18 protein-coding genes are annotated in these 21,245 nt (G+C 74.5%); 5 read left to right on the top strand and 13 right to left on the bottom strand.

The annotated features are described in order from the left end of the window. Positions 1-19: 19 nt before the first annotated feature. The gene (locus tag ACH4SL_RS04275) at positions 20-538 is read left to right on the top strand and encodes a GtrA family protein (RefSeq protein ID WP_398441835.1); all 519 of its coding nucleotides are present in this window, start codon (positions 20-22) and stop codon (positions 536-538) included. Positions 539-566: 28 nt separating this feature from the next. On the opposite strand, the gene ACH4SL_RS04270 is transcribed toward ACH4SL_RS04275, so the two are convergent. The 3 genes from ACH4SL_RS04270 to ACH4SL_RS04260 form a co-directional block, all read right to left on the bottom strand. Next, complete coding sequence (locus tag ACH4SL_RS04270; RefSeq protein ID WP_398441834.1) at positions 567-1,832, bottom strand: ATP-binding protein; 1,266 nt, start codon at positions 1,830-1,832, stop codon at positions 567-569. Between the two features lie 12 nt (positions 1,833-1,844). After that, positions 1,845-2,519 carry a response regulator transcription factor gene (locus tag ACH4SL_RS04265; protein WP_031519470.1) on the bottom strand — a complete coding sequence of 225 codons (675 nt, stop codon included), beginning with the start codon at positions 2,517-2,519 and terminating at the stop codon, positions 1,845-1,847. Between the two features lie 126 nt (positions 2,520-2,645). Further along, a complete protein-coding gene (locus ACH4SL_RS04260) occupies positions 2,646-3,146 on the bottom strand; it encodes a carboxymuconolactone decarboxylase family protein (RefSeq protein WP_398441833.1) in 501 nt (166 codons plus the stop codon). A gap of 251 nt (positions 3,147-3,397) precedes the next feature. Between ACH4SL_RS04260 and ACH4SL_RS04255 the strand changes: the two genes are divergently transcribed. Continuing rightward, a complete protein-coding gene (locus ACH4SL_RS04255) occupies positions 3,398-4,831 on the top strand; it encodes a PLP-dependent aminotransferase family protein (protein ID WP_398441909.1) in 1,434 nt (477 codons plus the stop codon). 187 nt (positions 4,832-5,018) lie between these two features. Here the strand turns inward: ACH4SL_RS04255 and ACH4SL_RS04250 are convergent, their stop codons facing one another. Continuing rightward, positions 5,019-5,516, bottom strand: a complete 498-nt coding sequence (locus ACH4SL_RS04250) for an ATP-binding protein (RefSeq protein WP_398441831.1) — start codon at positions 5,514-5,516, stop codon at positions 5,019-5,021. A gap of 139 nt (positions 5,517-5,655) precedes the next feature. Continuing rightward, positions 5,656-6,024 (bottom strand): STAS domain-containing protein, encoded by a 369-nt coding sequence (locus ACH4SL_RS04245; RefSeq protein WP_398441830.1) that lies wholly within the window; start codon positions 6,022-6,024, stop codon positions 5,656-5,658. 270 nt (positions 6,025-6,294) lie between these two features. On the opposite strand from ACH4SL_RS04245, the gene ACH4SL_RS04240 reads away from it, so the two are divergent. Next, on the top strand, positions 6,295-7,155 hold the full coding sequence (locus tag ACH4SL_RS04240; protein WP_398441908.1) for an RNA polymerase sigma factor SigF: 861 nt from the start codon (positions 6,295-6,297) through the stop codon (positions 7,153-7,155). Between the two features lie 141 nt (positions 7,156-7,296). Here the strand turns inward: ACH4SL_RS04240 and hutI are convergent, their stop codons facing one another. The 4 genes from hutI to hutU all read right to left on the bottom strand — a co-directional run bounded on the left by hutI (position 7,297) and on the right by hutU (position 13,062). Next, positions 7,297-8,523, bottom strand: a complete 1,227-nt coding sequence (hutI, locus tag ACH4SL_RS04235) for an imidazolonepropionase (RefSeq protein ID WP_398441906.1) — start codon at positions 8,521-8,523, stop codon at positions 7,297-7,299. Between the two features lie 188 nt (positions 8,524-8,711). Next, positions 8,712-10,148, bottom strand: a complete 1,437-nt coding sequence (locus ACH4SL_RS04230; protein WP_398441829.1) for a formimidoylglutamate deiminase — start codon at positions 10,146-10,148, stop codon at positions 8,712-8,714. After that, the gene (locus tag ACH4SL_RS04225; RefSeq protein ID WP_398441905.1) at positions 10,124-11,320 is read right to left on the bottom strand and encodes an allantoate amidohydrolase; all 1,197 of its coding nucleotides are present in this window, start codon (positions 11,318-11,320) and stop codon (positions 10,124-10,126) included. Before ACH4SL_RS04225 ends, ACH4SL_RS04230 begins: the two co-directional genes overlap by 25 nt. Positions 11,321-11,400: 80 nt before the next feature. Further along, the gene (gene hutU, locus ACH4SL_RS04220) at positions 11,401-13,062 is read right to left on the bottom strand and encodes a urocanate hydratase (protein WP_398441828.1); all 1,662 of its coding nucleotides are present in this window, start codon (positions 13,060-13,062) and stop codon (positions 11,401-11,403) included. Between the two features lie 128 nt (positions 13,063-13,190). Between hutU and ACH4SL_RS04215 the strand changes: the two genes are divergently transcribed. Beyond that, on the top strand, positions 13,191-14,531 hold the full coding sequence (locus ACH4SL_RS04215; RefSeq protein WP_398441827.1) for a diaminopimelate decarboxylase: 1,341 nt from the start codon (positions 13,191-13,193) through the stop codon (positions 14,529-14,531). A gap of 22 nt (positions 14,532-14,553) precedes the next feature. On the opposite strand, the gene ACH4SL_RS04210 is transcribed toward ACH4SL_RS04215, so the two are convergent. From ACH4SL_RS04210 to ACH4SL_RS04195, 4 genes are all read right to left on the bottom strand, one after another. After that, positions 14,554-15,093 carry a hypothetical protein gene (locus ACH4SL_RS04210; RefSeq protein ID WP_398441826.1) on the bottom strand — a complete coding sequence of 180 codons (540 nt, stop codon included), beginning with the start codon at positions 15,091-15,093 and terminating at the stop codon, positions 14,554-14,556. 222 nt (positions 15,094-15,315) lie between these two features. Next, on the bottom strand, positions 15,316-16,242 hold the full coding sequence (locus ACH4SL_RS04205; RefSeq protein WP_398441825.1) for a MurR/RpiR family transcriptional regulator: 927 nt from the start codon (positions 16,240-16,242) through the stop codon (positions 15,316-15,318). 342 nt (positions 16,243-16,584) lie between these two features. Next, positions 16,585-18,786, bottom strand: coding sequence for an MMPL family transporter (locus tag ACH4SL_RS04200; protein ID WP_398441824.1), 2,202 nt, complete (start codon positions 18,784-18,786; stop codon positions 16,585-16,587). A 244-nt stretch (positions 18,787-19,030) separates the two neighbouring features. Continuing rightward, positions 19,031-20,401: an AMP-binding protein gene (locus tag ACH4SL_RS04195; protein ID WP_398441823.1), complete on the bottom strand. Its 1,371-nt coding sequence runs from the start codon at positions 20,399-20,401 to the stop codon at positions 19,031-19,033. A gap of 90 nt (positions 20,402-20,491) precedes the next feature. On the opposite strand from ACH4SL_RS04195, the gene ACH4SL_RS04190 reads away from it, so the two are divergent. Beyond that, positions 20,492-20,905, top strand: a complete 414-nt coding sequence (locus ACH4SL_RS04190) for a hypothetical protein (RefSeq protein WP_398441822.1) — start codon at positions 20,492-20,494, stop codon at positions 20,903-20,905. The last annotated feature ends 340 nt before the right edge of the window (positions 20,906-21,245 follow it).

The raw sequence follows: 21,245 nt of genomic DNA, 5'->3' as shown, positions 1-21,245 counted from the left end.
ACAGGGCCGAGCGATCACCATGACCGGAATCACCGCCCTGCGCGCCCAGCTGGCGCTGATGTACCGCGAGATCGTCAAGTTCGGCGCGGTGGGCGGGGCCGGCCTGCTCGTGAACTTCGGCGTGTACAACCTGCTGCGCCACCTCACCGGCCTGCAGACCGTACGCGCGAGCGTCCTCGCGACCCTGGTGTCGATCGTCTTCAACTACGTGGGGTTCCGCTACTTCACCTACCGCGACCGGGACCGCGAGGGCCGCGCCCGCGAGATGGCGCTCTTCCTCGCCTTCAGCTGCGTGGGCCTGGTGATCGAGAACGGCATCCTGTACGTGGCGACGTACGGCTTCCACTGGGACAGCACGCTGCAGAGCAACATCTTCAAGTTCCTCGGCGTGGGCCTCGCCACACTCTTCCGCTTCTGGTCCTACCGCACCTGGGTCTTCCGGGTGGCGCCCGCGAAGCGGGCGATGGCCGAGACGGTGGAGGAGGCCGAGTCGCTGCTGGCCGAGGGCACCGAGGGCGGGGCGCGCTCGGCGCGCTGACCGCGGCGGCCCCGGGCCTCGGCGGGCCTCAGCTCACGATGTCCTCGCGCGGCGGCGGGGGCTGCATCTCGCGGGCCAGGAAGAGCGCGAAGACCGGCGGGCGCTGCTGGAGCAGTTCGAGCCGCCCGCCGTCCGCCTCGGCGAGGTCGCGGGCCAGGGCGAGGCCGAGTCCGGTGGAGTTGCGGCCGCTGACCGTGCGCTCGAAGACCCGGGCGCCCAGGTCCGGCGGCACCCCGCGGCCCTCGTCGGTGACCTCGACGACGGCCTGGTTGCCGGTCACCCGGGTGCGCAGGGCGACGGTGCCGGCGCCGTGCATGAGGGAGTTCTCGATGAGGGTGGCCAGCACCTGCGCCACCGCGCCGGGCGTGCCGACCGCGCGCAGCGCCAGGGTGCCGGAGCGGACGATGGTGCGCCCCTCGCTGCGGTAGGCCGGGCGCCACTCCTCCAGCTGCTGCTTGATGACCTCGTCGAGGTCGAAGTAGACCGCCGAGCCGGTACGGGGGTCGCGGGCGTTGGTGAGCAGCCGCTGCACCACGTCGGTCAGCCGCTCGACCTGCCCGAGCGCGATCGACGCCTCCTCCTTGACCGTCTCCTGGTCGTCGGTGGCGACGATCTCCTCCAGCCGCATCGACAGCGCCGTCAGCGGTGTGCGCAGCTGGTGGGAGGCGTCGGAGGCGAGCCGCCGCTCGGCGGTGAGCATCCGCCCGATGCGCTCGGCGCTGGCGTCCAGCACGTCGGCGATACGGTCCAGCTCCGGCACCCCGTAGCGGCGGTGGCGGGGGCGCGGGTCGCCCGAGCCGAGGCGCTCGGCGGTCGCGGCCAGGTCGCTGAGCGGGCTCGCGAGCCGCCGCGCCTGCCAGCCGGCGAGCCCGACCGCGGCCAGTACGGCGAGCAGCGCGACGGCCAGTATCACCAGCACATTGCGCCAGATCTCGCGGGTCACCGTGGTGCGGGACTGCTCCACGGTGACGGACTCGCCGTGGTCGCCGCGCTGGGTGGACGCGATGGCGTCGCCGCGCGGGCGCTTGCCGAGGGTGACCGGCGGGCGGCCCGGCACCCGTACGACGGCGTAGCGGTCCGCGGCGATCTGCCGGTCCAGGCCCTTGGCGTCGATGCTCTCGCCGGCCAGGATGCGGTTCTCCACGATCCCGACCAGCCGCACCGCCTCGGACTCGACGCCGTCCCGCGCGCTGCTCTCGATGGTGCGCGTCTCCACCAGGACCAGGGACAGCCCGAAGACGGCGATGACGGCCAGCACCACGGCGAGCGTGGAGGAGATGAGACGACGGCGCACGGGTGCCGCGCGTCAGTTCTTCTCGAACCGGAAACCGACCCCGCGCACCGTGGAGATGTACCGCGGGTTCGCCGCGTCGTCGCCGAGCTTCTTGCGCAGCCAGGAGATGTGCATGTCCAGCGTCTTGGTGGACGACCACCACGTGGTGTCCCACACCTCGCGCATCAGCTGCTCGCGGGTCACCACCCGGCCGGCGTCCCGCACCAGCACCCGCAGCAGGTCGAATTCCTTCGCGGTGAGCTGGAGTTCGTCGTCGCCCATCCAGGCGCGGTGCGACTCGACGTCGATCCGCACGCCGTGCGTCGGCGCCTGCGCGGGCTCGGTCGTGCCGCGCCGCAGCAGCGCCCGGACGCGGGCCAGCAGCTCGGCGAGCCGGAAGGGCTTGGTCACGTAGTCGTCCGCGCCGGCGTCGAGCCCGACGACGGTGTCGACCTCGTCGGCGCGCGCGGTCAGGACCAGCACCGGGAAGGTGTGGCCCTCGGTACGCAGCCGCCGGCACACCTCCAGGCCGTCCATCCCGGGCAGGCCCAGGTCGAGCACCACCAGGTCGACGGCGCCGAGCAGCGCCGTCTCCAGCGCGCCGGGTCCGTCCTCGCGCACCTCGACCTCGTAGCCCTCGCGGCGCAGGGCGCGCGCGAGGGGTTCCGAGATGGATGCGTCGTCCTCGGCCAGAAGTACGCGGGTCATGGGCTTGATGGTAGTCCGCACCCCGGGGGCGCGAGGTGGTGGTACACCGGCCGCTCCGCCCGCCCCGCGCACGGCCCCCGTACCGTCCGCGCGCGGGGCGTGGCAGCGGCCCCGGAGGTGGCGAGGTCAGGCACCCAGCGGCCAGGGGCGGGCGGTGGCGCCGAGCCTGTTCCAGGCGTTGATGACGGTGATGGCCCAGATCAGTTCGGCGAGCTGGGTCTCCTCGAACTCGGCGGCGGCGCGCGCGAAGACCTCGTCGGAGACATGGCCGTCGGCGAGCCGGGTGACCGCCTCGGTCAGTTCCAGCGCGGCCCGCTCGCGCGCGGTGAAGAAGGGCGTCTCGCGCCACACCGGCAGCGCGTACAGCCGCCGCTCGCTCTCGCCGCCCTCCAGGGCGTCCTTCGTGTGCGTGTCGACGCAGTAGGCGCAGCCGTTGAGCTGCGAGGCGCGGGCCCGCACCAGCTCCAGCAGCGGGGCCTCCAGGCTGACCTTGCGGGCGGCGGCGTCCAGCGCGTTCATGGCGCGGTTGACGTGCGGGACGAGGCTGTCGACGGCGAGCCGGACGGCGGGGACGACAAGGGCGGACTCGGGGGCGGCGGCTTCGGCCGTGACGGTCTCAGTGGTCATGACCTCGACACTAGGTACCCGGGAAGGCGGGGATAAGGTCCACTTCCATGGACGAATCCTGGCCCACTCCGAGGTTTGCGCCGGTGGACGCCGCAAAGGCGCAGCCGGGCGCGGATTCCGGTACGGGCCGCGGTACGGGTGCGCCGTCCGCGGCGGGTGCGCTGTCCGTGGCGGGGGCGCCGTCCGCGGCGGGGGCGGGGGACGACCGCCCGGACCGGGACGCCGGAGAGGCCTGGGCCGCCGGGGTCGATCTGCACCTGGACCTGGCGGCGGGCGGCGGGGCGTACGGGCGGCGCGCCGCGCTGGAGCGGGCCCTGCGCGAGGCGGTGCGCGCGGGGCGGCTCGGGCCCGGGAGCCGGCTGCCGTCGAGCCGACGGCTGGCCGCGGAGACGGGGCTGTCGCGCGGCACGGTGAAGGCCGCGTACGACCAGCTCACCGCCGAGGGCTACCTGACCGCCCGGCAGGGCTCGGGCACGGTGGTGGCGTCCCGCCCGCAGGACGCGCCGGACACGCCGTCCGGGCCCTTCGCGGCGGCGCCCCGCCCGCGCCACGATCTGCGGCCGGGCAGCCCCGACGTGACCGCCTTCCCGACCGCGGGCTGGCTGCGCGCCACCCGCCGCGCCCTGGCCGCCGCGCCGTCCGCGGGCTACGACTACGGCGACCCGCGCGGGGCCGCGGAGCTGCGCACCGCGCTCGCCGGCTACCTCGGGCGGACCCGCGGGGTGGCCGCGGCCCCGGAGCGGATCGTGGTCGTCTCCGGCTATGTGCAGGGGCTCGCGCTGCTGACCCGGGTGCTGGGCGCGGTCGGCGGGCGGGCCGGCGGGCCGGTGATCGGCATGGAGGACCCGGGGCTGCCCTTCCACCGCGAGGTGGTGCGGCGCTCCGGCGGGCGGGTGGTGCCGCTGCCGGTCGACGCGTCGGGCGCGCGGCTGCCGGACGGCGCGGACGCGGACGCGCTCGACGCGGTGGTGGTCACGCCCGCGCACCAGTACCCGACGGGCGTCCCGCTGCACCCGGACCGGCGGCAGGCGCTGGCCGCGTGGGCGCGGCGGACCGGCGGCCTGGTCGTGGAGGACGACTACGACGGCGAATTCCGCTTCGACCGGCAGCCCGTGGGCGCCGTGCAGGGCACCGCGCCCGAGCAGGTGGTCTACCTGGGCACGGCGTCCAAGACGCTCGGGCCCGCCCTGCGGCTCGGCTGGATGGTGCTGCCCGCGCGTCTGGTGGAGCCGGTGGCGGAGGCCAAGCTCTACAGCGACTACCACACCGGCACGGTCGGCCAGTTGGCGCTCGCGGACATGGTCACCGGTCATTCCTACGACCGGCACGTGCGCGCCGCCCGGCTGCGCTACCGGCGCCGCCGGGATCTGCTGGTGGCCCGGCTCACGGGCGGCGGCACAGGCAGCACGGACGGCACGGCGGGCGGGGTGCGGCGGGGCGTCGAGGTACGCGGGGTCGCGGCGGGCCTGCACGCGCTGGTGAGCCTGCCGCCGGAGGGCCCCGGCGAGGCGGAGGTGCTGCGCGCGGCGGCCGCGCTGGGGCTCGCGGTCGGCGCGCTGGGCGAGCACTGGCACGCCCCGGAGGTCCCGGGCCGCCCGCAGGGCCTGGTCGTCGGCTACGGCACGCCGGGCGAGGGCGGTTACCCCGCGGCCCTGGACGCTTTGGCCCGCGCGCTGCGGGTGTGACGGCGCGGCACATTGCCACGCCGTGGCAGACGGCCGGTTCGGGGGCCGCGGCCCGGGGGACGTGGCGGCGGTGCGGACCGCGGCGCGGCGGACGGGCGCGGACCGGGAACGTAAAAAGCCCCGGGTCGTGCGGGAGGCCAGGGAGGCTGAAGGGGGCTGGGAAGCCCGGGTATTGCCGCGTCGAGGGTCAGGAGGGGGCGGCGAGTTCGGCCCAGACGGTCTTGCCGGGGCGGTCGGCGTTGCGGACGACGCCCCAGTCGAGGCACAGGCGCTGGACGATGAACATGCCGTGGCCGCCGGGGCGGCCGGCGCGGTGCGGGGTGCGCGGGGCGGGTTCGCCGGGGCCGCTGTCGACGACCTCCAGGCGCAGAGACTTGGGGCTCCGGCGCAGCAGCAGCTCCTCGGGGCCGCCGGCGTGCAGGCAGGCGTTGGTGACCAGTTCGGACACCACGAGGAGCACGTCCTCGGCGGCCGCCCTGCGGTCGCCGGTGGCGGCGGGCAGCCAGCCCCAGTCGTGCAGTGCCTGCCGGGTGAAATCCCTGGCCCGGGGGACGATCCCGCTCTCCCCGGTAAGCGGCAACCGCCGCGCGTTGTCGGGGTCCACGGTGTCCGTACCCCCGTCCCGGCCGTCTGCGCCCGTCTCCGGACCGTTGTCTTCCGCGGCGTAGGGCCGGGTCGTGCTCATCAAGGCCTCACCTCACGGATGTACGTCTGGGTCCGTCCTGTCTTCTGCCCGAAGGATCTCCCGGAACACGTCCGGGGTCCAGGAAAGCTCAGGCACCGTACGGCACCTGTCGCGCCCATCGCCCTGCGGCAGTCCCGCGCTACTCGCGGAGTGCCTGGTCCAGCGTCTCGTGCAATGTGAACACCACGTCGGCGCCGGTGATCTCCAGCACCCGGGCGACGGTCGGCCGCATCGCGGCCAGGTGCACCGCGCCGCCCTGCGCCTCGGCCCGCAGCCGCGCGCTCAGCAGCACGTTGAGCCCGGTCGAGTCGCAGAACTCCAGCTGCGAGCAGTCGACCACCAGGCGCCGGGCACCGGCGTCGATGGCCGCGTCGAGCGGCTCGCTCAGCAGGTCCGCGGTGTGGTGGTCCAGCTCGCCCGCGGGCGTGAACACCGCCGTGCGGTCGTGCTGCACGACCTCGACCCGCAATCGGCCGAGGCCTGCGGTGCCGACCGCTTCGCGGTCCATGTGTGCTCCTTCGCCCTACGTGGTGACGCGGTTGACGACCCTACGCGCTTCCCCGGTGGCACGGTAGTCGGCCGCCCGCGCGGGCGCACCACCTCCCGGCCCGGCAAGGGAAGGGTTTACGCACGATCACGTGGTATATGCGCAGAGTGCGCGGGCAGATCCGGGCAAAACGCCTGAGACGGACGTAGAACTTGCGACGCCCCGGACAACAGGCGTAGGGGTGGAGGTACGGCAGTGGCACAGCCGACCGCCGCACGCAAGGAGGAGCAGATGGCACCCCGGCTCGGCCTGGATCAGGAGAACCAAGCGCTGGAGCAAAGCGAGGGGCTTGAGGGGCTCCCGGAGATTCCCCCGTACGACGAGATCGGACCGGTCGACGCGCGCGCCCTGTCCAAGACTCTTTTCGCCCGCCTGCACGGCCTGGAAGAAGGCACGCAGGAATACGCGTACGTCCGCAACACCCTGGTCGAGCTCAACCTCGCTCTGGTCAAGTTCGCCGCGGCGCGCTTCCGCACCCGCAGCGAGCCGATGGAGGACATCATCCAGGTGGGCACGATCGGCCTGATCAAGGCGATCGACCGCTTCGAGCTGAGCCGCGGGGTGGAATTCCCGACCTTCGCCATGCCGACGATCGTCGGCGAGATCAAGCGTTTCTTCCGCGACACCAGCTGGTCGGTGCGCGTACCGCGGCGCCTCCAGGAGCTGCGGCTCGACCTCGCCAAGGCGGGCGACGAGCTGGCCCAGCGGCTCGACCGCACGCCCACCGTGCGCGAGCTGGCCGAGCGGCTGGACCTCCCGGAGGAGGAGGTCATCGAGGGCATGGCGGCGAGCAACGCCTACACGGCCAGCTCGCTGGACGCCCAGCCCGCCGAGGACGACCCGGAGGGCGCTCTCGCCGACCGGATCGGCTACGAGGACCACGATCTGGAAGGCGTCGAGTACGTCGAGTCGCTCAAGCCGCTGATCGCCGGGCTGCCGCAGCGCGACCGGGCCATCCTGGCGCTGCGCTTCGTCGGCAACCTCACGCAGGCCGAGATCGGCGACGAGCTGGGCATCTCGCAGATGCACGTGTCCCGCCTACTCACGCGCACGCTGTCACGGCTGCGCCGCGGGCTGCTCGTCGAGGAGTAGGCGGCAGGCCGCGGGAGGCGGCCGCGCAACCGGCCGGGCCGGCTGCGCGGCCGTGTCGCGTCGTGTCACGTCCTGTCGCGAGCTGAAACGTTCTGTCGCGACTCGGAACGCTCTGTCATGTCCCGTCCGCGTCCCGACGCCTCACGCGCGGAATCCCGCGCCGCCGAGCGCGGGCGAGACGTGGCGCAGCACGCCCGCCTTCCACACCGCCGCCGCCAGTGGTACCCCGGGGCGGTAGGCGAGGTGCACATGGCTGGGCGCGTCGAGCAGCAGCAGGTCGGCGCGCGCGCCGACGGCGATCCGGCCGACGTCCGTACGCCGCAGGGCGCGCGCGCCGCCGTACGTGGCCGCGTGCACCGCCTCGTCCGGCGTCATGCCCATGTCCCGCACCGCGACCGCGACGCAGAAGGGCATGGACGTGGTGAAGGACGAGCCCGGGTTGCAGTCCGTGGACAGCGCCACGGTCGCGCCCGCGTCCAGCAGCCGCCGCGCGTCCGGGTAGCGGGCGCGGGTGGAGAACTCGGCGCCCGGCAGCAGCGTGGCCACGGTGGTGTCCGCGGCGCTCGCGAGCGCGTCCACGTCGGCGTCCGTCAGGTGCGTGCAGTGGTCGGCCGAGGCCGCGCCCAGCTCCACCGCCAGCCGCACGCCGGGGCCGGGGCCCAGCTGGCCCGCGTGCACACGCGGGACCAGGCCGCGCGCGGCGCCCGCGGTGAGCACGGCGCGGGCCTGGTCGCCGTCGAAGGCGCCGCGCTCGCAGAAGACGTCGATCCAGCGGGCGTGCGGCGCGCACGCGTCCAGCATCTCGCCCGTGACCAGGGCGACGTAGCCGTCCGGGTCGGCGGCGAACTCCGGCGGGACGACGTGCGCGCCCAGATACGTCACCTCGTCGGTGTGCCGGGCGGCGACCGCGAGCGCACGGGCCTCGTCACGGGTCGTCAGGCCGTAGCCGGACTTGGTCTCCTGGGTCGTCGTGCCCTGCCGCAGCGCCTCGCCGAGGAAGCGCTCCAGGGTCGCGGCGAGTTCGGCGTCGTCGGCCGCGCGGGTCGCGGCGACGGTCGTGCGGATGCCGCCCGCGGTGTAGGGGCGACCGGCCATCCGGGCCGCGAACTCCGGGGCCCGGTCGCCCGCGAAGAGCAGGTGGGAGTGGGAGTCGACGAAGCCCGGGAGCAGGGCCCGACCGCCCGCGTCGAGGCGGTTGTCGGTGGGGGGTGCTTTGCTGGAGGGACCGAGCCAGGCGACGCGGCCGCCGTCGATCACGACCGCCGCCGGGCCGGGGAGGAGTCCGAGGGCGGCGAGCGAGCCGTCGCCCGTGGCCGCGGCGAGGGAGGGATCGTTGGTGAGCAGGCTGCCGATGCCGGTGACGAGCATGCTGGGCGCGGGGGCAGGAGCCGCCTGGTGGGCGCTGTCCGCGGGGGTGGTCGCGTGCGCCGTGCCCGCTCCCGCCGGGGTCGCCGGGCCGTCCGCGGTGCCGCTGCTCGTCATCGTGGGTGCTCTCGCCGTCGTCGGGGGCCTGCGGGGGACCCGCGCCGCGGAGGGCCGGGCCGCGGGGGCCGGGGTCAGTGGCGCAGGGCGCCGATTGCCGAGGCCAGGGCGCCGGGCACGTCCTGGACGAGCTGGTGCCGCCCGTCGCGTACGACGTGCCGGCCGCCCACCACGGTGTGCCGTACGTCGGCGGCCGTGGCCGCGAATACGGCCGTCTCGCCGGCCAGCCGGGGCGGCGGGCCCGCGGTCCGCACGGTGTCCAGCGCGACCGTCGTGAAGTCGGCGAGCGCGCCCGGCTCCAGGCGGCCCGCGTCGGGCCACCCGAGGCTCGCGTGGCCGTCGTCGGTCGCCGCGCGCAGCAGCTGGGCGGCGGTCCAGTGGCCGCGGGTGCGGGCCTGGAGGCGCTCGTTCAGCTCGACCGCGCGCGCCTCCTCGAAGAGGTCGATCACGGCGTGGCTGTCGCTGCCCAGGCTCATCCGGCAGCCGGCGCGGCGCAGTTGCGGCGCCGGGCCGATGCCGTCGGCGAGGTCCCGCTCGGTGGTGGGGCACATGCACACGGTGCCGCCGCCGGTGCCCAGCAGCGCGATGTCGCCCGCGGTCAGGTGCGTGGCGTGGACGGCGGTGGTGTTGGGGCGCCAGAAGCCGTTGTCGGCGAGCAGCCTGGCCGGGGTGCGGCCGTGCAGCGCGGTGCAGGCCTGGTTCTCCGCGGTCTGCTCGGACAGGTGGATGTGCACGGGCACGTCCGCGGTGCGCTCGGCGAAGAGCCGGTAGCCGTCGCGGTCGGAGAAGGCGCGCACGGAGTGGACCGCGGCGCCGACCTTGGCGTGGCCCTCGCCCTTGAGCCGCGACCAGCGGTCGTACCAGCGGTCGGCGGTGCCGTCGCCGAAGCGCAGTTGCACGCCCTCCAGCGGGCGGTAGCCGGTGCGGGTGAAGCCGCCGTGCAGGTAGGCGGTGTCGAGCAGGGTGATCCGGATGCCCGCCTCGCCCGCGGCAGCGATCAGCGCCTCGCCCATGGCGTTGGGGTCGGCGTACGGGGTGCCGTCCGGCTGGTGGTGCAGATAGTGGAATTCGCCGACGCAGGTGATGCCGGCGAGCGCCATCTCGGCGTAGACGGCGCGGGCGAGGGCGAAGTAGCTGTCGGGGTCGAGCGCGCCCGCGACGTCATACATGACGTCGCGCCAACTCCAGAAGGAGGTGGGCGCCGAGCGCGCTCCCGTACCGGCCGGGCCGCCAGGTGGGGTGCCGGGGCCGGGTGCCGTGCCGGGGTCCGGGCGGGCGCCGATCTGGGCGACGCCGCGCAGGGCGCGGTGGAAGGCGTGGCTGTGGGCGTTGGCCAGGCCCGGGAGGGTCAGGCCGCGCAGCGCCGTCGCGCCGGCCGGCGGGTGGTCGACCCGGTCGCGTACCTCGGCGATCCGGTCGTCGGCCACGGTCAGGAGGATGCCGGGCGCGGCGTGTGTGCCGAGCCAGGCGTTTTCCAGCCAGTACGTCACCTGCACGCGAGACCTTCCCATACGTCGGCGAGCGCGGACACTCCGGCGGCGCAGTCGTCCTCGGCGGCGTGTTCCGCCGGGGAGTGCGAGACGCCCGTGGGGTTGCGTACGAACAGCATGGCGGTCGGAAGGGCCACGGAGAGGATTCCGGCGTCGTGTCCCGCTCCGGTGGGCAGAACGGGTACCGGCGCACCCGCTCCGAGCAGGGCGGCAAGCCGGTCGCGCAGCTCGTGTGCGAAATCCACCACGGGGGTGAACGATTCACGGGTGACGCTCACCCGCACCCCGTCGCGTGCCCCGCGCTCCGCCGCCGCCTGCTCGATCGCGGCGACGACAGCGGCGAGGGTGTCCTCGTCGGGGGCGCGCGAGTCGAGCCAGCCGCGGACGAGCGAGGCGATGGCGTTGACGCCGTTCGGCTCGACGGCGACCTTGCCGAAGGTCGCGAGCGCGCCCGCCAGCCGGGCCTTCTTGCGCGCGGCGAGCACGGTCGTGGCGTACGTCAGCATCGGGTCGCGGCGGTCCTCCAGACGGGTGGTGCCCGCGTGGTTGGCCTCGCCGTGGAAGTCGAAGCGCCAGCGGCCGTGCGGCCAGATCGCCGAGGCCACCCCGACCGGCTCCCCCACCAGGTCCAGTGCCCGGCCCTGCTCGATGTGCAGCTCGACGAAGGCGCCGATGCGGGCGAGGCGTTCGGGGTCGGGCCCGATCGCGTCCGGGTCCTGCCCGGCGCGCTCCATCGCCTGCGCGAGCGTCACACCGTCCGCGCCGGTGAGCGCGCGGGCGTCGGCCGGGGCCAGTTGACCGGCCGTCAGCCGGGAGCCGACGCAGGCCAGTCCGAAGCGGGCGCCCTCCTCGTCGGTGAAGTTGACGATCCCCAGCGGGCGCCGCGGCCGGGCGCCCCGGGCGTGCAGCGCGTCGAGGGCGGCGAAGGCGGAGACCACGCCGAGCGGCCCGTCGAAGGCGCCGCCGTCCGGCACGGAGTCCAGGTGCGAGCCGGTGACGACGGCGTCGCCCGCGGCCGGGTCGCCGAGCCAGGCCCACTGGTTGCCGTTGCGGTCGGTCTCGTACGCGAGCCCGCGCGCGGCGGCCTGCGCGCGGAACCAGGCGCGGCAGTCGGTGTCGGCGGGCGTCCAGGCGTGCCGGCGGTAGCCGCCGGAGGGAGCGTGCCGGCCGATCCCGGCGAGGTCGCGCCACATGGCCTGGAAGCCGTCGCCGGTACGCGGGGCGGCTCCCGTGCCCGCGTCCGGCGCCGTGCCCCGCTCCCCCGGTCCGCCGGTCACGCGGACGCCTCGCGCATCGGGACGCGCACCCCGCGCTGCCCGGCGACGTCCTCGGCCTGCTCGTACCCGGCGTCGACATGGCGGATGACGCCCATGCCGGGGTCGTTGGTGAGCACCCGGCGGATCTTCTCGGCGGCGAGCGCCGTGCCGTCGGCCACGGTGACCTGTCCGGCGTGGATGCTGCGGCCGATGCCGACGCCGCCGCCGTGGTGGATCGACACCCAGGACGCGCCCGAGGCGACGTTGACCATGGCGTTGAGCAGCGGCCAGTCGGCGATGGCGTCGGAGCCGTCGCGCATCGCCTCGGTCTCCCGGTAGGGGGAGGCGACCGAGCCGCAGTCCAGGTGGTCGCGGCCGATCACGACCGGGGCCTTGAGGGTGCCGTCGGCGACCATCTCGTTGAAGCGCTCCCCGGCCTTGTCGCGCTCGCCGTAGCCGAGCCAGCAGATGCGGGCGGGCAGGCCCTGGAAGTGGACGCGCTCGCCGGCCAGCCGGATCCAGCGGGCCAGCGACTCGTTCTCCGGGAAGAGGTCGAGGATCGCGCGGTCGGTGGCGTGGATGTCGGCGGGGTCGCCGGACAGCGCCGCCCAGCGGAAGGGGCCCTTGCCCTCGCAGAAGAGCGGGCGGATGTAGGCGGGGACGAAGCCGGGGAAGGCGAAGGCCCGCTCGTACCCGGCGAGTTTCGCCTCGCCGCGGATCGAGTTGCCGTAGTCGAAGACCTCGGCGCCCGCGTCCTGGAAGCCGACCATGGCCTCGACGTGCCGGGCCATCGACGTACGGGCCCGCTCGGTGAATTCGGCGGGCTTCTCGGCCGCGTAGTCCGCCATGTCGGCGAGGTCCACGCCGAGCGGCAGGTACGCCAGCGGGTCGTGGGCGGAGGTCTGGTCGGTGACGATGTCCACGGGGGCGTCCATGGCCAGCAGCCGCGGCAGCACGTCGGCGGCGTTGCCGAGCAGGCCGATCGACAGCGGGCGGCGGGCGTCGCGGGCCTCGGTGGCGAGCCGCAGCGCGTGGTCGAGGTCGTCGGCGCGGACGTCGAGGTAGCGGTGGGCGATACGGCGCTCGATGGCGCGCGGGTCGCAGTCGACGCACAGGGCGACGCCGCCGTTCATGGTGACGGCGAGCGGCTGCGCGCCGCCCATGCCGCCGAGCCCCGCGGTGAGGGTGATCGTGCCGGCCAGGCTGCCGCCGAAGCGCTTGGCGGCGACCGCGGCGAACGTCTCGTAGGTGCCCTGGAGGATGCCCTGGGTGCCGATGTAGATCCACGAACCGGCCGTCATCTGCCCGTACATGGTCAGGCCGAGGGCTTCGAGGCGGCGGAACTCCTCCCAGGTGGCCCAGTCGCCGACCAGGTTGGAGTTGGCGATCAGCACGCGCGGCGCCCACTCGTGGGTCTGCATGACACCGACCGGGCGGCCGGACTGCACGAGCATCGTCTCGTCCTGCTTCAGGCCGCGCAGGGTGCGGACCATCGCGTCGAAGGACGCCCAGTCGCGCGCGGCCTTGCCGCTGCCGCCGTAGACGACCAGCCGGTCGGGGTGCTCGGCCACCTCGGGGTCGAGGTTGTTCTGCAGCATGCGCAGCGCGGCTTCCTGCTGCCAGCCCAGCGCGCTCATCTCCGTACCGCGCGGTGCGCGTACCGGCCTCGGTCCCGTCATCGGTGCGGCCTCCTCGTCGACACTGCCCACGTCACTGAATATTCACATCCTCGGGGGCTGAATAGCTCTAGTCAACAAGTCGGCGGGGCGGTGGCGGGAGCGGGCCCGGGGGTGGTGGGATGGCGCCCATGACGGACGAGGCGAAGCAGGCCGCCGAGCAGGCGGCACAGCGGCGGGGCGCAGCGCTGCGGGCGGCGGTGGCGCGCGCCCTGGTGAGCGAGGAGCAGCCGGTGGTCGGGCTGCTGGACACCGCGGGCGTCCGGCGGTCGGCGACCGCGCTGCACGCGGCCTTCGCCACCCCCGGGGTGGCCGTGCAGCACACCTTCGCGGTCAAGGCGGCGTCCCTGGTGCCGGTCCTGGGCCTGCTGCGGGAGTACGGGCTCGGCGCGGAGGTGGCCAGCCCCGGCGAGCTCGCCCTCGCCCGGGCCGCGGGCATCCCGCCGGAGATGACCGTGCTGGACTCCCCCGCCAAGAGCGCCGCCGAACTGCGCGAGGCGCTGGCCCTCGGCATCGCCGTCAACGCCGACAATCCCGAGGAACTCGCCCGCATCGACGCCCTGCTGGCCGCCGCCCCCTCCGCCTCGCCGCTGGGCCTTCGGGTCAACCCGCAGATCGGCGGCGGCAGCATCGACGCGATGAGCACGGCGACCGCCACCTCCAAGTTCGGCGTGGCGCTGCGCGACCCGGGCGCCGAGGAGTGGGTCCTGCGCAGCTACGCCGAGCGGCCCTGGCTGACCCGGCTGCACACCCACACCGGCTCCCAGGGCGTGCCGCTGCCGCTCATGGCGGCGGGCGTACGGGCCGCGTACGACCTCGCCGAGCGCATCAACGCGGCCGCCGGACGGCAGCAGGTCACGACCCTCGACATCGGCGGCGGGCTGCCCGTCGACTTCACCTCGGACGCGACCGACCCCACCTTCGGCGCCTACGCCGACCTGCTGCGCGCCGAGGTGCCCGGCCTCTTCGACGGGCGGTACGGCATCGTCACCGAGTTCGGCCGCTCGCTGCTGGCCAAGCACGGCACGGTGCTGGCCCGCGTCGAATACGCCAAGTCCGCCGGCGGGCGGCCCATCGCCGTCACGCACGCGGGGGCCCAGGTCGCCACCCGGACCGTCTTCGCGCCGGACGCGTGGCCGCTGCGCGTCCTCGCCCTCGACCCGCAGGGGCGGCCCAAGACCGGCGAACCCGTCGTCCAGGACGTCGCCGGACCCTGCTGCTTCGCGGGCGACCTGGTCGCCCGCGGCCGCGCCCTGCCGCTGCTGGCCGCGGGCGACCACGTCGCCCTGCTGGACACCGGGGCCTACTACTTCTCGACCCACTTCGCCTACAACGCGCTCCCCCGCCCCGCCGTCTGGGCCTACGCCGGCGAGCCCGGCGCCGAGCCCGGCTTCGCGCCGGTGCGCGCCGCCCAGACACTCGACGAGCTGCTCGCCGAGAGCGGCGCCGCCCTGCCGCCGCTCCAGCCCTGAGCCCGGCCCGGCCCGCCCGGCCTCAGCGGCGGCGCCCGCCACCCGCCACGGCGTCGCCCGCCCCGAGACCGGTCAGCTGGTAGGCGGCGGGGTCGCCGTCGGGCCGCACCCACAGCAGCGCCTCCCGGCCCCGCTCGATCCGGGCTATTCGCAGCGCCCGCACGAAGAGCCCCGCGCCCACCCCGGCCAGCAGCATCCCGCCCGCGCAGGGCAGCCCCGCCGACGAGCCCAGGGCGACCACGAAGGCGAGCAGCAGCCACCAGCGGCGCCGCCGCAACCAGGCCCGCGCGGTCACCTTGCGGTCCTGGAGGAAGACCGACTTCGCCGCCCGGCTCGCCGCCCGCGCCCGCGCCTCGGCCCGGCCGCCGCGGACGAAGAAGACGGCGAAGGCGGCCACGACGAACAGCGCCGCCCCGGCCATCACCCCGATCCGCCGCCCGGTGGGGCTGAACGTCACCGCCGTACCGGGCGCCGCCGCGACGACCCCCAGCCACCACAGCCACACCCCCGCGGTCCGCACCGTCACGGCCACCCGCGCCAATGTGTAGGCCCCGCGCACCACGTCACACCTCCTCTTCCGCCGGCCCGTCCGCCACGCACCGTCCGCCGCGGCCGGCCCACGGCGTCGCATGCCAGGTGGACGGGAGGTTACTTCGGGATTCTCAGATTTTCGTTAAGACGTACGTCTCCGCGGCGACCGGTCGCCGAGACCCCCCGCACCCGCGACGGCCACCCACGCTCGCGAGCAGCGCCCGCGCCCGCACCGCCCGGCGGCGGCCGCGGCTCACTCCACGAACACCCCGCGTGCCGCGGCCCGCGCGTCGAACTCCTCCAGCCGCGCCTGCGCCTGCGGCAGCTCGTCGCACATCGCCTCCAGCAGCGCCCGGCCCAGCAGCATCGGCGCGCACGCGGTGTCGAAGGCCAGGCCCGTCCCGACCGCGGCCGGCAGCAGCAGGTCGCTGTGCGCGGCGACGGGTGCGAACGCGCTGTCCGCCACGGTCACGACGGTGAGCCCCGCCCCGCGGGCGTACGCCAGCGCCTCGACGACCTCCCGCGGATGCCGCGGCAGCGCGAAGCACAGCAGCGCGCTCGCCCCCGCCCGCACGGCCGCGTCGATGCGGTCGGCGAGCAGCGTGCCGCCCTCGTCCAGCAGCCGCACGTCCGGGTGCACCTTGGTGGCGAAGTACGCGAAGCCTCCCGCCTGCGCCCCGGCCGCGCGCAGCCCCAGCACCGGCAGCGGGACCGACGCGGCCAGCAGCGCCCCGGCCCGGGCGACCGGCGCGGGATCGGCGAGCAGCGCCGCGAGATGCCGCAGGTTCTCGATCTCGGCGTGCACGGCCTGCTGGTACTCGTTGCCGCCCGCCGCCTCCTGCGCGGCGGAGGCGGCCGCCGGCACCTCCCGCAGGTGCCGCCGCAGCGCGGGGTAGCCGTCGAAGCCCAGGGCCACCGCGAAGCGCGTCACGGACGGCTGGCTGACGCCCGCGAGTTCGGCGACCTCCACGCTGGACAGGAAGGGCGCGTCCACCGCCCGCCGCACCAGGCAGTGCGCGATCCGCCGCTGGGTCGGTGTCAGCCGGTGCGCCTCGAAGAGCTTCAGCAGCCGCCCCGCGGCGCTCTCGCCGCCCGCCCCCGCTTGTCCGCCCGCGCCCGCGCCCACCGGCCCGCCCGCGCCCGGGAGGCCGCCCTCGCCCGCAGCCGTGCCCCCGCTCATGCGCCGCCGCTCATCTGCCGCCGCTCGCCGTGTCACCACTGCCCATCCCCGACCCCCTTCTCCGGCCTCCTATTCACCGATCCCTGACTTTGCATGACCGTATGCATTCCGGCAAGGCCCGCGCCCGCCCCGCCGGTCGCCCTCCGGTACCGGCACCGGCACCCGCGCCACCGCCGGCTTCTCCGTCCCTCACCCTCCTCGCACGACCGACCACCCCCCTTCTCGCTCTCCGTCACCGCCCGTTCACCGTCCGCTGTTTCAGCGTAACCGAAAGGGCCGGACAGGTGATCGACACCTGCCCGGCCCTGTGGATAACTCGGCTACCGCCGCAAAACCCGCAGCTCAGCGCCTCCTGGGCGCGTCGAGCTCCGCGTCCCGCCGACCGCCGGAGCCGCCCGGACCACCCGGTCCGCCGAGGTCCCCGGAGCCGCTCCCCGTCCCGCCGGACTGGTCCGCCCGGTCGGCGTGCCCCGGCCACCACGCGGCGTGGCCGATGAGCGCCGTGAGGCTCGGCGTGAAGAACATCGCCATCACGAAGGCGGCCATCACGATGCCGAAGGCGACCGCGAAGCCCATCTGGGTGAGGAAGGCGTTCCCGGAGAGCATCAGCGTCGCGAAGGTCGCCGCGAGGATCACGCCCGCCGCCCCGACCGTCGGACCGGCGTGCTTGAGCGCCTCGGCAGCCGCCTCACGCGGGCTGCGGCCCTCGCGGGCCTCTTCTCTGAGCCGGGCGATCATCAGGATGTTGTAGTCCGTGCCGATGGCGACGACGAACAGGTACATGATGATCGGCAGCATGAAGATCAGCCCGTCGCCCCGCCCGAACAGCAGCACCGTCGTGCCGAGGGTGGCGCCGAAGCCGAGGCCCACGGACGCGATCAGGTACCAGGGCGCGACCACGCTGCGCAGCAGCAGCCCAAGGATCACCATGATCAGGATGGCGGCCACCGGGAAGACCGTCCGGTAGTCGTGGTTGACGGCCGCGTTGATGTCCTTGAAGACCGACGACGTGCCGCCGACGAAGGCCTCCGTCCCGGGCGGCGCGTTGTCGTGCGCGACGCTCCGGATGCCGTCGACGGCGTCGATCGCCTTGTCGCTGGCGGCCTCGTACTTCAGCGTGACCGTGAAGTTGGCGGTGGTGCCCGCCTTGTTCAGGTCGCTCGCCTTGTCGAAGCTGACGGCCGCGACCCCCTCGGCCTTGCTCAGCTTGTCGCTGTAGGCGGAGAGGTCCGCGGGCAGCGGCTTGCCGTTCGTGCTGTTGAGGTAGACGTTGGTCGGCTCGGCCGCACCGGCGGAGTAGGCCTTGGCCAGGGTGTCCTGGACGACCATCGACTCCTTGCTCTTCGGGATCGAGCCGGAGGCCAGGTCGTAGGACGCCTTGTAGCCCAGCGTGCCGAGCGTCAGCAGCAGCATCACCAGGCCGGACACCAGGGCGACCATGCCGGACTTGCGCCCGACGAGCCGGCCGACCGCCGCGAAGCGGGTGCCCGTGGGTTCGTGCTGCCACTTCTGGCCGGGCCAGAACAGCACGCGGACCGGGATCAGCGAGCACACCGCGGGGAAGAGCGTCAGACCGGCGACCAGGGTGACCGCGACCAGGATGGCCAGGGCCGGGCCGAGCTGGGTGAGGAAGCCGAGCGTCGACAGCGCCAGGGCGCAGAAGGCGATGATCACCGCGCCGGCCGCGGAGGCGATGGCCTCACCGACCCTGGTGACGCTGTTGATCATCGCTTCCTTGGGTTCGTCACCCGCCCTCAGCCGTTCCCGGTAGCGGAACATCAGGAAGAGGAAGTAGTCGGTGCCGACGCCCAGCACCACCACGATGAGCAGGGCCGAGATCGAGCTGTTGGCCTGGAGCCCGAAGACCTTGGTGGCGTCGGCGATCAGCGCGTTGGAGACGGTGAAGACCACGCCGATCAGCAGCACCAGCGGCATGATCGCGATCAGTGGCGACCGGAAGATGATCGACAGCGTGACGATGATGATCAGCAGCGAGCCGAACAGCGCGACCGCGTCGGACGTCTTCCCGGCGTCCTGCTGGTCCAGGTTCTGCGCGGCCTGACCGCCCACCTGGACCTTGAGCGCGGTGCCCTTGGCCAGGTCGGTGGAGTCCTTGCGCAGCGCCTTCGCGGCGTCGGCCTGCTTGGGCTGGCCCGCCGACTTCTTGTCCATCTGGACGTAGGCGGTGGTGTACTTGCCGTCCTTGGACGTGCTTCCGTCGACGACCTTCTGGACCTGGTCGATCTTCTTGCCGCCCAGGTCCTTGGTGATCCGGGCGATGTCGGCCTGGTCGGTCTTGGTCAGCTTGCCGCCGTCCTCGCGCTGGTAGAGCACGATCGCGGCAGGGGTGAAGGCCTGGGGAAATGCCTTCTCCTGGAGGTCCATGGCCTTGATGGACTCGTAGCTGCTGGGCAGGAAGCTGCTCTCGTCACTGTTGGACGGAAGGCTCGGGGCCGTCGCGATGATCGCGACCGCCGCGATCACCCACGCGACGATGGTCCATACGGGATGGCGGACGACTGTGCGTCCGATGCGGTGGAACATGCGGTGCTGCCTCCATGGCAGGACGTATCACCGCCACCCTTCGGAGCGGGACCGGGGTATCGGCGACCCGGACGGCCCGGGGAGGCCGTCCGGTGGAACGGGCAACGTTGTCTGTCGGATGAGCTTACTTGCCGCCCGGCAAGTGGCAAGTACCGGGTGCCGGTCCGGGCGCGGCCCCGGGGCGTCCGGCCGCAGCCGGACGGAGCGCGCCCCTCCACTCGATCCGCCCCCCACGTCTACCTGGTCAGACCGGGGGCAGCAAACGCTTTTGCGGCTTGCCCATCGCGTTGCGCGGCAGCTCGGCGAGGAAGCGCACCGCCCGCGGCCGCTTGTGCACCGACAACCGCGCGGCCACGAAGTCCGTGAGTTCCGCGGCGCTCACACCGTCCGCCACCACATAGGCCACGATCTGCTGCCCCAGGTCCGGGTGCGGGGCGCCGACGACAGCCGCCTCGCGTACGGCGGGGTGGTCCAGCAGCGCGTTCTCCACTTCGCCCGCGCCGATCCGGTAGCCGCCGGACTTGATGAGGTCGGTCGAGGCGCGGCCGACGATGCGGTGCGTGCCGTCCTCGGCGACCGAGGCGATGTCGCCGGTGCGGAACCAGCCGTCGTCGGTGTACGAGGCCGCGGTCGCCTCGGGACGGCCCAGGTAGCCGTCGAAGAGCGTGGGGCCCTGCACCTGGAGCTCGCCGATCCCGTCGGCGGACTCGGCCACCCGGGTGCGGATCCCGGCGAGCGGGGTGCCGACCGCGCCGGGGACACACGGACCGTCCGCCCGCGCGCTCACCGTGATCAGCGTCTCCGTCATGCCGTAGCGCTCCACCGGTTCGTGGCCGGTCAGCGCGCGCAAGGACCGGAAGACCGGCTCCGGCAGCGGCGCGCTGCCGGAGACCAGCAGCCGCGCGCCCGCCAGCGCGCGGGCCGCTTCCTCGTCGCGCACCACACGGTGCCAGACGGTCGGCACCCCGAAGTAGAGGCTGCCGCCCGCCGCCGCGTACGCCCCCGGAACGGGCCGGCCTGTGTGCACCAGGCGGCTTCCGGTGCGCAGCGCTCCGAGCACCCCCAGCACCAGCCCGTGCACGTGGAAGAGCGGCAGTCCGTGCACCAGGGTGTCGTCCGCGGTCCATTGCCACGCCTGCGCAAGGGCGTCGAGATCCGCGGCAATGGCGCCGCGGGGGACGAGCACGCCCTTGGGCGGCCCGGTCGTCCCGGAGGTGTAGAGCACCAGGGCGGCGTCTCGGTACGGCGACGGGTCCGTGTCCGCGCGGGCCGCCGCGGCGTCGTCGGCGGGGGTGAAGTCGGCGCGTTCGGCGAAGTCGACCGGCACCACCTCGGCGCCGGAGTCGCGCAGGATGTGCTCGCTCTCGGCGGGACCGGCGTCGGGTGCCAGCGGCACGACCGGCACCCCGGCGAGCAGCCCGCCGACGACCGCGGCCACCGTCTCCAGCGACGCGGTCGCGCGGACCGCGAACGCCGGGGCCCCCGCGACCCGCCGGGCGACCGCGCCCGCCGCGCCGAGCAGCTCCTCGTACGAGCTGCTGCGCCCGTCGACGGTCACCGCGTCCGCCCGGTCCTCACCGCCGTGCAGGGCGGTCAGCAGCGGTGCGTCGGCCATGGCGGGTCCTCCTGCGGGACGGCTCGCCCCCGGCGGGTCCGGGGGCTAACCCCAGTGTGGCCCACGCAGCCCGCCGCCTACCGTGGGCACATGGACACCCGCGACCCGGAATTGACCAAGGAACTCTCCGCGACCTTGCAGGCCCGCAAGGACCTCGGAGCGGAGTACGAATCCGCGCTTGTCGACTCCTTCATCGAGAAGGTGTCGGACAGTATCGACAGCCGCGTCGAGCAGCGCGTCCGCCGTGAGCTGGCGCAGCAGCAGACGTCGTTCGCCCGCGCCGACCGCCGCCCGATCGGCCCGCCGCAGACCGGCCACGCCTTCGCGCGCTACGGGTTCGCGGGCTTCACGATGATCCTGGCCATCCCGCTGTCCGCCATCGCCGCGGTGAACGCCGGCACCGCGGGCCTGTTCATCACCTGGGCGGGCATCGTGGGCGTGAACATGGCGCAGGGCCTGGCCAGTGCGTGGGCGAGGACGAAGCCGGCGCGGGACGACGACTGACGGGCGCGGCGGGACGCGCGGGAAGGTAGTCGCGGGGACCGCCGCACCCCCGGAGCGAGTCCGGAGGGCGGGACGACGGCGGTCCCCGCGAGGGACGCGTGCCGGGTCAGGACCGGGCTGTACGCGTCCGGGTCACCATGGAGTCCGGGAGCCGCTCCGGAAGTCCTTGGCGCCGTCTGGTGCCGTCCGGGTGGGGTGGCCGCCCGCCCTTTCGACATGCACCAATGTGCCGGACGCTTGTTAAGCGCGTGCTGCGCGGACGTGTCGCGGGTGTACCAGTTCCGCGAATCCCCGCCCGCTCCGGCGGACGGAGCCGTCCCGACGGCCACCGGCCCGCCCG

It is taken from the genome of Streptomyces sp. NPDC021020 (genome assembly GCF_044333285.1).
Taxonomy (GTDB): domain Bacteria; phylum Actinomycetota; class Actinomycetes; order Streptomycetales; family Streptomycetaceae; genus Actinacidiphila.
The sequence above is the reverse complement of the archived record's forward strand: the minus strand, read 5'-3'. Positions and strand labels throughout refer to the sequence as shown.

What these genes read in the sequence shown, in the direction of transcription:
- ACH4SL_RS04275 (WP_398441835.1), top strand. Translation starts at nt 20, where the DNA reads ATGACCGGAATCACCGCCCTGCGCGCCCAGCTGGCGCTGATGTACCGC.
- ACH4SL_RS04265 (WP_031519470.1), bottom strand. Translation starts at nt 2,519, where the DNA reads ATGACCCGCGTACTTCTGGCCGAGGACGACGCATCCATCTCGGAACCC.
- ACH4SL_RS04260 (WP_398441833.1), bottom strand. Translation starts at nt 3,146, where the DNA reads ATGACCACTGAGACCGTCACGGCCGAAGCCGCCGCCCCCGAGTCCGCC.
- ACH4SL_RS04250 (WP_398441831.1), bottom strand. Translation starts at nt 5,516, where the DNA reads ATGAGCACGACCCGGCCCTACGCCGCGGAAGACAACGGTCCGGAGACG.
- ACH4SL_RS04245 (WP_398441830.1), bottom strand. Translation starts at nt 6,024, where the DNA reads ATGGACCGCGAAGCGGTCGGCACCGCAGGCCTCGGCCGATTGCGGGTC.
- ACH4SL_RS04240 (WP_398441908.1), top strand. Translation starts at nt 6,295, where the DNA reads ATGGCACCCCGGCTCGGCCTGGATCAGGAGAACCAAGCGCTGGAGCAA.
- hutI (WP_398441906.1), bottom strand. Translation starts at nt 8,523, where the DNA reads ATGCTCGTCACCGGCATCGGCAGCCTGCTCACCAACGATCCCTCCCTC.
- ACH4SL_RS04230 (WP_398441829.1), bottom strand. Translation starts at nt 10,148, where the DNA reads ATGGGAAGGTCTCGCGTGCAGGTGACGTACTGGCTGGAAAACGCCTGG.
- ACH4SL_RS04225 (WP_398441905.1), bottom strand. Translation starts at nt 11,320, where the DNA reads ATGTGGCGCGACCTCGCCGGGATCGGCCGGCACGCTCCCTCCGGCGGC.
- hutU (WP_398441828.1), bottom strand. Translation starts at nt 13,062, where the DNA reads ATGACGGGACCGAGGCCGGTACGCGCACCGCGCGGTACGGAGATGAGC.
- ACH4SL_RS04215 (WP_398441827.1), top strand. Translation starts at nt 13,191, where the DNA reads ATGACGGACGAGGCGAAGCAGGCCGCCGAGCAGGCGGCACAGCGGCGG.
- ACH4SL_RS04205 (WP_398441825.1), bottom strand. Translation starts at nt 16,242, where the DNA reads ATGAGCGGGGGCACGGCTGCGGGCGAGGGCGGCCTCCCGGGCGCGGGC.
- ACH4SL_RS04200 (WP_398441824.1), bottom strand. Translation starts at nt 18,786, where the DNA reads ATGTTCCACCGCATCGGACGCACAGTCGTCCGCCATCCCGTATGGACC.
- ACH4SL_RS04195 (WP_398441823.1), bottom strand. Translation starts at nt 20,401, where the DNA reads ATGGCCGACGCACCGCTGCTGACCGCCCTGCACGGCGGTGAGGACCGG.
- ACH4SL_RS04190 (WP_398441822.1), top strand. Translation starts at nt 20,492, where the DNA reads ATGGACACCCGCGACCCGGAATTGACCAAGGAACTCTCCGCGACCTTG.